Consider the following 11,736-nt stretch of genomic DNA (forward strand, 5'->3'; position numbering starts at 1 on the left):
CCGGACTGCCGCAACCCAACGCCTAGCTGTATCCCCTTAAGCCAAGCTTTAAGCAACGGCGGAGGGCCAAGAGGCGGCCGGACACAGGATGTCCAGCACCGGCGATGGGCCGGTCACGCGGGGGTATTGCTGCCGGAATGCGGCGAAGATCGGGGGACCGGCCCTCCCCGCGGCGACGAATGCTGCGGGAGGCGCCGGGATACTTCGGTGGCGGGGCGTGCGGTGGCGCACCCCGCCCCTCCTCACACCGGCTGGGCCAGGCCCACCCCCTTCAGCACCTCGGCCTGCCGCTTGGCCAGGGCCTCCGTGGAGAAGTGCTCGATCTCCGCCTCGAACAACTGGTGGTAGTTCAATTCGGAGCGCAGATGGAGGAACACGGCGCCGAGGCCGACCGCGGCCCGGTCCATGAAGACGAATTCCTGCGGGACGGTCACCGGCCCGCGCTCCTTCAGGGCCTGATGCACCTGGAACGCCTGCCGCCGCCCGTACTCGCCCGGCTTGACCCCGTCCGCCACGGTGCGCACCCGGTCCTCCAGCAGCGGCCCGTAGATGAAGCGGGCCCAGATGTTGAGGATCTCGATCTTCTCCCGGTCTAGGTCGCGGAAGCCCCACACCTCGTAGGCGTGGACGACGCGGGCCTCGTCCCCCTCCAGCAGGCCGCGGTAGAGATCGACCACGCCGCCGACGAAGCGGGGATGGAAGATGCGGACGCAGCCGTAATCGAGGAGGTTGATGCCGGCCGGCTCGCCGCCCTCCCGGAAGACCGTGTAGTTGCCGAGGTGCGGATCGCCATGGATCACCGCCGCGCGGCTGAACGGGTGCCACCACGCCTTGAACATCGCCTTGGCGATGCGGTTGCGCAGTTCGACCGATCCCTCGGTGAAGCCGAGGATCTTCTCGCCCTCCAGCCAACCGAGGCTCAACAGGCGCCCGGTCGACAGGTCGGAATGGACCGACGGGACGCGCACCGCGTCGATGTCCCTGAGGACGGTGCCGTACAGCCGCGCGTGCTTGGCCTCCCGCTCGTAGTCGAGTTCCTCGCGGACCCGCTCGCCGATCTCCTTGGCGATCTCGCGGGTGTCGAGCCAGGAGTTCATCCGCCGGTGCAGGGCGAAGGCGATCTCCAGCTGCTTGAGGTCGGCTTCCACCGCCGATTGCATGTCCGGGTACTGGAGCTTGCACGCGAGGGGCTCGCCGTCCTTGGTCGTCGCCCGGTGGACCTGGCCCAGGGAGGCGGCGGCGGCGGGCTTCAGGTCGAAGCTGCCGAAGCGGGAGGACCAGTTCGGCCCGAGTTCGGCCTGCATCCGGCGCTTGACGAAGGCCGCCCCCATGGGCGGCGCATCGGCCTGGAGCTTCTGCAGCTCCGCGGCGTATTCGGGGGGCAGCAGGTCCGGCACCGTCGCCAGAAGCTGCGCCACCTTCATGATCGGCCCCTTCAGGCCGCCCAGCGCATCCGCCAGGGCCGCGGCGTTGGTCGCGCCCTCCTTCCCGAACAGGCGGGACATGGCCATGCGCGCGGCGACGCCGCCGACATTGGCGCCGACGCTGGCATAGCGCCCGGCGCGGGCGGAGAAGCGGTTGGCTTCGCGGTCTCGATCAGGGCTGGCCATCGTCTCGCGATCCCGGTTTCACGTATCGCCAAGATAAGCCTCGCCCCCACCGTGAGGAAGGCACCGGGTCGCTGGGCCGCGGGCGCCTCACCCCTCCGGCCAGTTGTCCCGGATCCAGCGGGTGAGCCCGGCCTCATCGATCTCGCCTGCGGCGAGGCCGAGGATGGCGGCTGTCGCCTGTGCTTGATCCGGCGCGAATCGGATACCGTTCAGGCGCAGGAACACCATCATCGCCACGAAGGCGATGCGCTTGTTGCCATCCACGAAGGCATGCTTGCGGGCGAGGCCGAATGCATAGGACGCAGCGAGTTCCGCAAGATCGACCTGCTCGTACTGCCACCGGTTCACCGGCCGCGCGAGCGCCGATTCGAGGGCATTGTCGTCGCGTATGCCTGCAGGGCCACCGAACCGAACGATCTGGCGCTCATGGGCGGCGCGGACCTCCTTCGAGGTCAGCCAACGCGGCTCGCTCATTTAGCCAGCACCCGCAGGGTGTCCTTATACTCGTCCATCACCTCGTCGACGAGTTCCATCGCGGCGTCGAAATCCGGGTCGTAAGGCGTCAACCGGACGCCGCCCTCCGGGACCTCCTGAACGTGCAGCCACTGCCCTTGCTCGAGATTGAGCCTCGACACCAATTCCTTGGGCAGGATCAGGCCCGTCGAATTCCCGATTTTCCTGACTTCGATCTTCATGGCAGCCTCCGGGCGTCGTTCAACTAACGTATAACGCCACACCGGAAATATCGCCAGTCCTTTGCTCCGGCGAACGAAAAAGGGCGGCCCCGAAGGACCGCCCGCATCGTCCCGCGGCGCCGGAGCGCCGCTCAACACTGGAATACGTTCAGCGACGCCCGCCCAGGGTGCCGAAGCGCGAGGTGAAGCGCGACACGCGGCCGCCGCGGTCGAGCATCTTCTGCTCACCGCCGGTCCAGGCCGGATGGGTCAGCGGATCGATGTCGAGGTTCAGGGTGTCGCCGGCGGCGCCCCAGGTCGAGCGGGTCTGGTATTCGGTGCCGTCCGTCATCACCACCTTGATGAAGTGGTAATCGGGGTGCTCCGTCCCCTTCGAAGCGCCCTTCTTCTCGGCCTTCGCCGGGGCGGCTGCGTTCGCGGGGGCCTTGTTCGCGGGGGGCTTGTTCGCCGGTGCCTTGGCCATGACTCGTTGTCCCTGTTGTTCTCGACATGCGGCGGGAGGCGCGAAGGGCGCCGCCCGGCCCGGATGCCACTTTGAAACGGGTCTACGCTGTTGCATCGAACCGGGGGTTCGTGGCAACGGCGCAATCGGAAGCCGTGCGGGTGGCGGCCCGCGGCCATTGAACACACGCAATCGGATGAGCGGCGGCGTATACCCCAGCCGCCCCTCCGGAACAAGCATCGGGGAGCGGACGATGAGGCGCAATGGCCCGTAAAGGTAGAGACGCCGGACGTGCCGCCGGTCCGGCGAGGCCCAAGGCTCCCCTCAAGGCGCTGCGCCCGCTGATTCCCTTCGCCCTGCGCTATCGCGGCCGAATCGCGGCGGGGGTCATCGCCCTGGCCTGCGCCTCCGCCTCAACCCTCATCGTCCCCATCGCCATGCGCCGGGTGATCGACCACGGCTTCAGCGAGGACGGCAGCGGCGTCATCGACGCGTACTTCCTCGCCCTCCTCGGCGTGGTGCTGTGCTTCGCGCTGTCGAGTGCGGCGCGGGTCTACACGGTGGTCTCCCTTGGCGAGCGGGTGGTGGCGGACCTGCGCTCGGCGGTCTTCGCCCGGCTCACGACCCTCGATCCGGCCTTCTTCGACAAGGCGCAGTCGGGCGAGATCGTCTCCCGGCTGACGGCCGACGCCACGCAGATCAAGGCGGCCTTCGGCGTCTCGATCTCGATCCTCCTGCGCAACCTCTTCCTGTTCGTCGGCGCCATCGCGATGATGGTGGTGACGAGCCCGAGCCTGTCCGTGCTGGTGCTCGCGGCGATCCCGGTGATCGTCTTCCCGCTCATCTTCTCCGGCCGCGGCGTGCGGCGGCGGTCCCGGGCGGCGCAGGACCGGCTGGCCGACGCCTCCGCCTTCGCGGCCGAGGCGGTGGGCGCGGTGCGGACCATGCAGGCCTTCGGCCGCTCGGCCGATGCGGCGGCCCGCTTCCGGGCCGCCTCCGAGGAGGCCTATGCCGCCGCCCGGGCCTCCATCCAGGCCCGGGCCCTGCTCACGGGCGTGGCGATCTTCCTGATCTCGGCCTCGGTGGTGGGGGTGATGTGGTACGGCGCGCAGGGCGTGCTGAGCCACACGATGACGGGCGGGCAGCTCTCGCAATTCGTGCTCTACGCGGTGTTCGGCGCCGGGGCGCTGGGCCAGCTCTCGGAGGTCTACGGCGACCTCGCCATGTCGGCGGGCGCGGCCGAGCGGCTCACGGAGATCCTGGCGGCGGAGCCCGCCGTGCGCGTCCCGGTCCCCGCCGTGCCCCTGCCGGAGCCGGCCCGCGGCGCCGTCGAGTTCGATGCGGTGCGGTTCTGCTACCCGACCCGCCCCGGCCACCCGGCCCTCGACGGCCTCGGCTTCACGGCGGCACCGGGTGAGCGCATCGCCCTGGTCGGCCCGTCGGGGGCGGGCAAGTCGACGGTGCTGCAACTGCTCCTGCGCTTCTACGATCCGCAGAGCGGGCAGGTGCGGGTCGACGGTGTCGACATCGCCACCGTCGATCCCGAAGCCCTGCGCGCACGCATCGCCCTGGTGCCGCAGGACCCGGTGGTCTTCTCGGGCACCGTGGCGGAGAACATCCGCTACGGGCGCACCGGCGCCTCGGACGCGGAGGTCCGCCGGGCCGCGGAGCTCGCCAACGCCCACGCCTTCGTGGAGGCCCTGCCCCAGGGGTACGGCACCCAGGTGGGCGAGCGGGGCGTCACCCTCTCGGGCGGCCAGCGGCAGCGCATCGCCATCGCCCGGGCGATCCTGAAGGACGCGCCGATCCTGCTCCTGGATGAGGCGACCTCGGCCCTCGACGCCGAATCGGAGCGTGCCGTCCAGGCGGCCCTGGGCACGCTGATGCGCGGGCGCACGACCATCGTGATCGCCCACCGCCTCGCGACGATCCGGGCGGCCGACCGTATCCTCGTCATCGATGACGGGCGGATCGTGGAATCGGGCACGCACGAGAGCCTGCTCGCCTATGGCGCGCTGTACGCGCAGCTCGCCAGCCTGCAATTCACCGACGCCCTGGACGAGACCGCCCGGGGCCGGGAGGCGGGCAAGGCCCGCGTGGTGCCGAGCGAGACGGCACAGTAGACACTGTCACTCCGCCGTTGCGTGCGAAGCGAGGCAATCCGGGGGCGCACCGTTTCCGGGAATAGCCCGCTGCCCTGGGTTGCTTCGCTGCGCTGGCAATGACGGCGGGGGTGGCTCGCAATGACGGCCCGCGACGACGGCGGGGGTGAAATTCACCGCTCGGTGAGCTTCATCTCGATCCGGCGGTTCTTGGCATAGGCGTCTTCGGTGGTGCCCGCGTCGATGGGCTGGAACTCGCCGAAGGCGCCGGCCAGGAGGTGCTGCGGGGCGATTCCCTTGGCCGCGAGGTACTGCACCACCGCGATGGCGCGGGCGGCCGAGAGCGCCCAGTTCGAGGGGAATTGCGGCGTGGCGATGGGCCGGGCATCGGTGTGGCCGTCCACCCGCAGCACCCAGGGCAGGTCCGCCGGGATCTGCTTGGCGAGGTCGGCCACGGCCCCCGCGATCCGGTCCAGCTCCGGCCCGGCCTCGGGCTTCAGCGTGGCCGAGCCGCCGGGGAACAGCACCTCCGACTGGAGCACGAACCGGTCGCCCACCACACGGATGTCGGTGCGGTTGCCGAGGATCTGCCGGAGGCGGCCGAAGAAGTCGGAACGGTAGCGGGCGAGCTCCTGCACCTTCTGGGCGAGGGCCACGTTCAGGCGGCTGCCGAGTTCGGCGATGCGCACCTGACTCTCCCGGTCCCGGGTTTCGGAGGCGGCCAGGGCATCCTCCAGGGCCGCGAGTTGGCGCCGCATGGCCGCGATCTGCTCGTTGAGAAGATCGACCTGCGTCAGGGCCCGCTTGGTGGTGGCGCGCTCGGCATCGAGCTGCTTGTCGACGGTGCCCGCCGCCCCCTGGCTCACCGTGGCGGCCTCGGCCTGCGTCTTGGCCTGGTCGCGCTCGGCCTCCACGGCGGTGAGCGTCGAGCGCAGGTTGCGCAGTTCCTCGCTCTCGCCCTGGCGCTTCGAGCGCTCGAGGGCGAGGAGGTCCGTGAGGTCGGCCAGTTGCCGGTTCAGGCGGACGAGGGTCGCATCGCGCCCAGTCAGCTCCTGCGAGAGGAAGAACTGACCGACCACGAACACCGTGAGCAGGAAGACGACGGACAGCAGCAGCGTCGCGAGGGCATCGACGTAACCCGGCCAGACATTGAGGCTGCGCCGGTGGCGCGCCGCCGTCGAAGCCATCAGACCCGCTCCCGGCCGAGCCGGTCGAGCACCTGCTTCAGCTCACGCTCGCGGCCCGCCTGGGCCTCCACCCAGTCGCGGATCATCTGCTGCTCCGCCCGCATGTGCTGGACGAGGCCCTGGATGCCCTCGGCGAGGTTGGTCATCGCCAGGGTCGTCGCGCGGCTGCTGCCGCCCTCGGCGATGACGGCGCTGAGGTGATCGACCGCTTCCTTCAGTTCCCGGGCGGATGCATCCGGCCGGGCGGGCGCCGCCATCGCCGCGACACCAGCGGGCTCGGCCACCACGCCGACCGCCATCAACCAATCCTGCACTTCGTTGTGGAAGCGGGCATGCGCCTGCCCCGCCTGCAACTCCAGGAAGCCGGTGATCAACGAGGAGGCCAGACCGAACAGGGAGGCCGAGAAGGCGAGGCCGATTCCCGCGAGCGGAACGGCGAGGCCGGATTTCAGCTCGTCGAACATCACGCCGGCATCGCCGCCGCCGCGCATCCCCTTGATGACGCCCCCCACCGCGGACAGCGTGTCGATCAGGCCCCAGAACGTTCCGAGCAGGCCGAGCAGGATGAGGATGCCGGCGATGTAGCGCAGCATCTCCCGGCCCTCGTCGAGGCGGGCGGCGATGGTGTCGAGGAGCATCGCCGTCCCCGGCACCGCGTTGCCGCCGGTGCGCGCCGCGATGGCGTTGGAGAGTGGCTTGAGCAGGTCCGGCGGCCGGCGGGCCGTCTCCCCCGCCGCCGCGGCGTTGACGTAGGCCACCTCCCGCGAGAGCCGCAGCACCTGCCCGAAGGCGATGATCACCGCGATCAGCAGCACGCCGAGGATCAGCCCGTTCAGCCCCGGATTGGCGAGGAAGGCGGGCGTGATCTGCTTGAACAGGATGAAGGCGAGGAAGCCGACCAGGGCGAGGAAGATCACCATCCGCGCCAGATAGATTCCGGGTTTCGAGACCGGCCTCAACTCGGTATCGCGGGTATCGCGCACGGCCATCGGTCGATCTTGCCCACGGAAACGGGATGCCGGCCGAGGGCCGGCCGGCTCGCCGGCACTCTGGCGGCATGCCTCTGTGCGATCAAGTCGCGCAAACGACCCAGGATTCCCCGCGACGGGGCGGCCCGGTCACCGCGCCACGTTCAGGCCGTAGCCCCGGAAGCGCCCGACGGTCTCGGCGATCTCCGAGTCCGGCAGGACCTGCGGCGTCCCCACCTGCAGGGCCACCGCGTATTGGTGGCAGAGGGTCTCCAGTTCCTGGGCGAGCCACACCGCCCGCGTCAGGTCCGCTCCGGCGGCGATCATCCCGTGATTGGCCAGGAGGCAGCAGGACCGGCCCTCCAACGCGTCGAGGGCGAGGCGCGACAGGGCCTCGGTGCCGTAGGGCGCATAGGGGGCGCAGCGCACCGTCGGCCCCCCGAAGGCCGCGATCATGTAATGCACGGCGGGGATCTCGCGGCCGCAGATGGCGAAGCCGGTGCAGTAGACGGGATGGGCGTGCACCACGGCGCCGACCTCCGGCCGCGCCGCCAGGATGTCCCGGTGGAAGCGCCATTCCGAGGACGGCTTGGTGCCCGCCGGGAACGAGCCGTCGAGCCCCATCGGCACGATGCTCCCGGGCGTCAAATCCTGCACCGGCACGCCGGACGGCGTGATCAGGAGGCCGTCGCGGAAGCGGCACGAGACGTTGCCGGAGGTGCCCCGGTTCAGGCCCTGCGCATCGAGCTCCCGCGCGGCCGCGACCACGCCCTCCCGTGCCTGCCGCTCCTGTGCGTCCATTCCGTGCCTCCTTTGCCGGGCAGCGGTAGGCGCCCGGCCGGCCCCGGTAAAGGCCGTTTCGTATACAAAAAACATGTCGCCGGCAGTGACTATGCTGCCGTGTCGCCACAACCCATGAAACTTTGTCGATCCGCCTATTCCTGCCGCCGGGTTTCGTCTAGGCCGGCTCAGGTCTCGCGGAACACGGGACATAAGCTTATTTGGTCGGACGAGGCATGGCGAATCCAGAGCCGCTGAGCATCAAGCCGATCGTCGTGAGTTCGAGCCTTCGGACCCTCGCCTACGAGGCGCTGAAGACGGCGATCACCAACATGGACATCTACGGGCGTCCCGACGAGGTGCGGCTCGACGAGCGCAAGCTGTCGCAGGACCTCGGCGTCAGCCGCACGCCGGTGCGCGAGGCGCTGACGGTGTTGGAGCAGGAAGGCTTCGTCCGCTCCGAGGCCCGGCGCGGCGTCTTCGTCGTCCGCAAGAACAAGCGCGAGATCGTCGGGATGATCCACGCCTGGGCGGCGCTGGAAAGCATGGCCGCCCGCCTCGCATGCACCCGCGCCAGCGACGCGCAACTGCGGGAATTGAGCGAATCCTTCCCCGAATTCTTTTCCGGGACGCAGGCGTCGCAGATCGACGAATATTCCGGTGCCAATATCCGCTTCCATCAGACGATCATCAGGCTCGGCCATTGCGAGGCCATCGCCGAGCTGACTGGAAACCTGCTGGTGCATGTGCGGGCGATCCGGAACGCGGCCCTGCGCCACGCCGACCGGGCGGAATCCTCGATGCGCGAGCATGTCGCGATCATCGCCGCCCTGCAGGCGCGCGACGCCGACCTCGCCGAGCGCCTCGTGCGCGACCACGGCCTCGGCCTCGCCCACCACGTCGATCTCTACGGCGACCACCTCGATTGAGCCGGACTCCCGGGCTTCCGGCCGATCCCGGCACAGAAGCCTACCTCAGATTGAAATACTGTCTCGCGGTTGCCGCGGCCTCCGGTTCATCGAAAGAATAGAGCAACCGTCCCGCGGGAAATGGCGGTACAGTCTCCGGCGCGCGGCCACGCTCGGCGTTCTCCCGATGGGTGGCCCCCCGTAAGATATCGCCGTCTAGCGTGGAGGGCGGGGCGGCGGTGTGTGTCTTCGTTTCAGGCGCCGGCCTGACATACTTGTACGTTGCATGCTCACATATGGAATGGTTAACCTTCCGGGGAGGCGACCATGCTAACCGTTAGCATCCGGCGACCTTGAGCTGACTAACGAGATTCGCGTGTCCTCGTCGTCGGATCGCACGCCTCCCCTCCAGAGTGATGCGTTCGTCCTGCTGGTGTCCGACCGGCCCTCCGAATGTGCAGCGCTCGGCAGAGCGATTGCTTTCGTCATCCATTGCCGGTCCCTCGGGCCCGGCGATGCACCGGGGCCCGGACGCCCGGTCTTCGCGATCCTCGATCTGGCGCCGTCCAGGCTCCAGGCCTGGGTCCGGCAACTGGACGCGCGCAGTCCGCCCGTGCCCCGCCTCGTCCTCGCCCGCGGCGAGGCGGGCCGACCGGACGCCCACGCCGTCGTCATGCCGACGAGCGCCTCGCGCAAGGCCATCCTCTCGAAGGCCTTCGCGATGATCGAGGCGGCCACCTGCTCGGCCGTGGAGCGGACGCGCCGGCTCCGGGAGCGCGCCCAGGCGGCCAAGGGCATCGTCAGCGAATTGTTCGACAGCGCGGCCCTCGGCGGGACGCTCACGCGGTCGGAGCTGGACCGGGGCACGGAGATCGTCCTCGCCGCGGTGACGGAGGTGGGCATCTCGAACTGGCTCGCCGAGCTGTGGCGGCACGATGCCGGCGTCTACGAGCACACGCTCAGCGTGTCGGGATGCTGCGCAGCCTTCGGCGGACGCATCGGCCTCAGCCGCGTCGACCTCGCCCGGCTGGCCCGGGCGGGCCTCCTCCACGACCTCGGGAAGGCCCGCATCCCCCGGGAGATCCTCGACAAGCCCGGCCGCCTCGACGCCAACGAGGCGAAGTTGATGCGCCGCCACCCCGAACTCGGCGCCACGCTGCTCACCGCCCAGGGCGGCTTCGACCCCGAGGTGATCGACGTCGTCCGCCACCACCACGAGCGCCTCGACGGCACCGGCTACCCCGACCGCCTGAAGGGGCGGGAGATCGCCGACCTCGTCCGCATCGTCTCCATCTGCGACGTCTTCTCGGCGCTCACCGAGCGGCGCGCGTACCGGGAGCCCGCCAAGCCCGCGGAGGCCCTGGCGATCATGGTCCAGACGGCGGGGCATCTCGATCAGGATCTGCTCAGTGCCTTCGCCCCGGCAATGCTCGGTTGCGAACCGTTCGTGCTCTGAGGCCGTGGCGTTCCGGCCACGGGGCGCGGCTTCCGGCCCCGGAGGCCCCCGGCCGCCGCGCTTTCGCCGCAAGGGGCCGGGAGGGACGCGCATCCCGTTTGCTCAGCAGCCGAACCCGTGAAGCCGATCCGCCTCCTCACCCTCGCCGTCGCCCTGCTCCCCCTCGCCGGCTGCGGCAGCCTGCCGTTCTCGAACGAGACGGAGGCCCAGTTCCCGACGCAGACCACCATCCTCGATGAGGTCGCCGCCGCCGCCGCGATCTCGGCCTACCGCGTGCAGCACGGGCTGAGCCCCGTCGTCGTCGATCCGGGGCTCGTGAAGGCCGCCGCGTTCCAGGCCGGCAACAACGCCCGGCGCGGGCAGCTCAGCCACGATGTCGGCGGCAGCTTCACCTCGCGGATGAGCGCCGCCGGCCTGTCGCGGTCCTACGCCGCCGAGAACCTGAGCGCGGGCTCGGAGACCTTCGATCAGGTGCTCGCCCGCTGGAAGAACTCGCCCGAGCACAACCGGAACATGCTGATCCCGCAGATCCGCCGGGTCGGCATCGCCCGGGTGGACGCCCCCGGCACGCGCTACAAGCGGTTCTGGGCTTTGGTGATGGCGGGCGCCTGAGCGGCCGTCACTCGGTGCGGTTCGGCTCCACGACGTTGCCGGTGCCGTTGTCCCGGTTGTCGATGCTGCTCCCGAACGGGTAGCCGGAATCGGCCCAGCAATGGATGTCCCAGCCGTTGCGGGAGTTCACGACGACCGGCGCGGTGAACAGACCCGCGCCGCGGAAGGTGTTGCCGGTCACGACGTTGTCCGATGGGGTCTGGTGGCGCACCGTGCCCCCCTCCCCGCAGTTCCGGTAGAGGCGCACCCCACCCTCGCCGTGCAGCGCGAAGTCGTTGCCGGTGATCCGGTTGCGGGCCGAGCCGTCGATGGCCACGACCTCCCGGCCGGTGCGGATGTCGAAGCTGTTATCGGCGATGACGGCGTCCGCGCTCTCGGCATCGAGATAGACGGCGGTGGCCGACGACGTGCCCCCGATGCGCGAACCGCGCAGGGTGAAACCCGTCACCCCCGGGCCGAGATAGACCGGGATGCGGCCGAAGGCGGTGATGGCCGCGTCGAGGATGCTCACCCGGGCGGGGGCGGCGGCCTGGGCGCGCTCGGTATGGCCGAGGCTGTGGGACGATTCCCGCACCGCAGGACCCTGGCCGTTCATCCCCATCCCCCAGACGCGGACGTGACCGAGGATCGCGCAGCCACGGATCGTCACGTCCGTGGGGCGGTCCCAGCGGGACGAACCCGGCGCGGGCGGGCGGGCGCGCACCTCCACCGCGAAATCGAGGAGGCCGGTGCCCGCCTCCCCCGGCCCGATGGTGCCGCCGTCGCAGGTGACGGTCACGCCGGAGGCCGCCGCGCCTTCGAGGAGGAGGCGCCGGGTGACGCGCTCGCCCCGGCCGAGGTGCAGGCTGCAGGTGAGGGCCGCCGCCTCGTCCCCCGGCCGGGGGGGCGCCAGGATGCGGGCGCGGGCGGCGGCATCGCAATCCGGCGCGGGGCGGACGATGGCGGGGGGCGGGACCGAGTCCATCACCGGGCGGCT

At 70.4% G+C, this 11,736-nt stretch carries 11 protein-coding genes and 1 pseudogene; 4 read left to right on the top strand and 8 right to left on the bottom strand.

Annotated elements, in window-relative coordinates; translation table 11 throughout:
• Positions 1-242: 242 nt before the first annotated feature.
• The 4 genes and pseudogenes from MKK53_RS10520 to rpmE all read right to left on the bottom strand — a co-directional run.
• On the bottom strand, positions 243-1,610 hold the full coding sequence (locus tag MKK53_RS10520) for an ABC1 kinase family protein (RefSeq protein WP_243928646.1): 1,368 nt from the start codon (positions 1,608-1,610) through the stop codon (positions 243-245).
• Positions 1,611-1,697: 87 nt separating this feature from the next.
• Positions 1,698-2,084 carry a type II toxin-antitoxin system death-on-curing family toxin gene (locus tag MKK53_RS10525; protein ID WP_243928647.1) on the bottom strand — a complete coding sequence of 129 codons (387 nt, stop codon included), beginning with the start codon at positions 2,082-2,084 and terminating at the stop codon, positions 1,698-1,700.
• Entirely contained in the window at positions 2,081-2,305 is a 225-nt protein-coding gene (locus MKK53_RS10530) for an AbrB/MazE/SpoVT family DNA-binding domain-containing protein (protein WP_243928648.1), read from the bottom strand. Before MKK53_RS10530 ends, MKK53_RS10525 begins: the two co-directional genes overlap by 4 nt.
• Before the next feature lie 148 nt (positions 2,306-2,453).
• Positions 2,454-2,678, bottom strand: a pseudogene (gene rpmE, locus MKK53_RS25395) (50S ribosomal protein L31); the annotation flags it as partial.
• Positions 2,679-3,010: 332 nt separating this feature from the next.
• Here rpmE and MKK53_RS10540 point away from each other — a divergent pair.
• On the top strand, positions 3,011-4,870 hold the full coding sequence (locus MKK53_RS10540; protein ID WP_243928649.1) for an ABC transporter transmembrane domain-containing protein: 1,860 nt from the start codon (positions 3,011-3,013) through the stop codon (positions 4,868-4,870).
• Positions 4,871-5,022: 152 nt separating this feature from the next.
• Here the strand turns inward: MKK53_RS10540 and MKK53_RS10545 are convergent, their stop codons facing one another.
• From MKK53_RS10545 to MKK53_RS10555, 3 genes are all read right to left on the bottom strand, one after another.
• Complete coding sequence (locus MKK53_RS10545; RefSeq protein WP_243928650.1) at positions 5,023-6,036, bottom strand: peptidoglycan -binding protein; 1,014 nt, start codon at positions 6,034-6,036, stop codon at positions 5,023-5,025.
• The gene (locus MKK53_RS10550) at positions 6,036-7,025 is read right to left on the bottom strand and encodes a MotA/TolQ/ExbB proton channel family protein (protein WP_243928651.1); all 990 of its coding nucleotides are present in this window, start codon (positions 7,023-7,025) and stop codon (positions 6,036-6,038) included. The genes MKK53_RS10545 and MKK53_RS10550 overlap by 1 nt, the downstream gene beginning before the upstream one ends.
• Before the next feature lie 129 nt (positions 7,026-7,154).
• Positions 7,155-7,805, bottom strand: a complete 651-nt coding sequence (locus MKK53_RS10555) for a class II aldolase/adducin family protein (protein ID WP_243928652.1) — start codon at positions 7,803-7,805, stop codon at positions 7,155-7,157.
• Between the two features lie 215 nt (positions 7,806-8,020).
• On the opposite strand from MKK53_RS10555, the gene MKK53_RS10560 reads away from it, so the two are divergent.
• The 3 genes from MKK53_RS10560 to MKK53_RS10570 all read left to right on the top strand — a co-directional run bounded on the left by MKK53_RS10560 (position 8,021) and on the right by MKK53_RS10570 (position 10,760).
• Positions 8,021-8,713 carry a GntR family transcriptional regulator gene (locus tag MKK53_RS10560; protein ID WP_243928653.1) on the top strand — a complete coding sequence of 231 codons (693 nt, stop codon included), beginning with the start codon at positions 8,021-8,023 and terminating at the stop codon, positions 8,711-8,713.
• A 592-nt stretch (positions 8,714-9,305) separates the two neighbouring features.
• Positions 9,306-10,148 carry an HD-GYP domain-containing protein gene (locus MKK53_RS10565; RefSeq protein WP_243928654.1) on the top strand — a complete coding sequence of 281 codons (843 nt, stop codon included), beginning with the start codon at positions 9,306-9,308 and terminating at the stop codon, positions 10,146-10,148.
• A 117-nt stretch (positions 10,149-10,265) separates the two neighbouring features.
• The gene (locus MKK53_RS10570) at positions 10,266-10,760 is read left to right on the top strand and encodes a CAP domain-containing protein (RefSeq protein WP_243928655.1); all 495 of its coding nucleotides are present in this window, start codon (positions 10,266-10,268) and stop codon (positions 10,758-10,760) included.
• Positions 10,761-10,767: 7 nt separating this feature from the next.
• Here the strand turns inward: MKK53_RS10570 and MKK53_RS10575 are convergent, their stop codons facing one another.
• On the bottom strand, positions 10,768-11,727 hold the full coding sequence (locus tag MKK53_RS10575) for a right-handed parallel beta-helix repeat-containing protein (RefSeq protein WP_243928656.1): 960 nt from the start codon (positions 11,725-11,727) through the stop codon (positions 10,768-10,770).
• Positions 11,728-11,736: the final 9 nt, after the last annotated feature.

Origin of the sequence: Methylobacterium sp. J-076, assembly GCF_022829405.1 — a bacterium.
Lineage (GTDB): Bacteria > Pseudomonadota > Alphaproteobacteria > Rhizobiales > Beijerinckiaceae > Methylobacterium.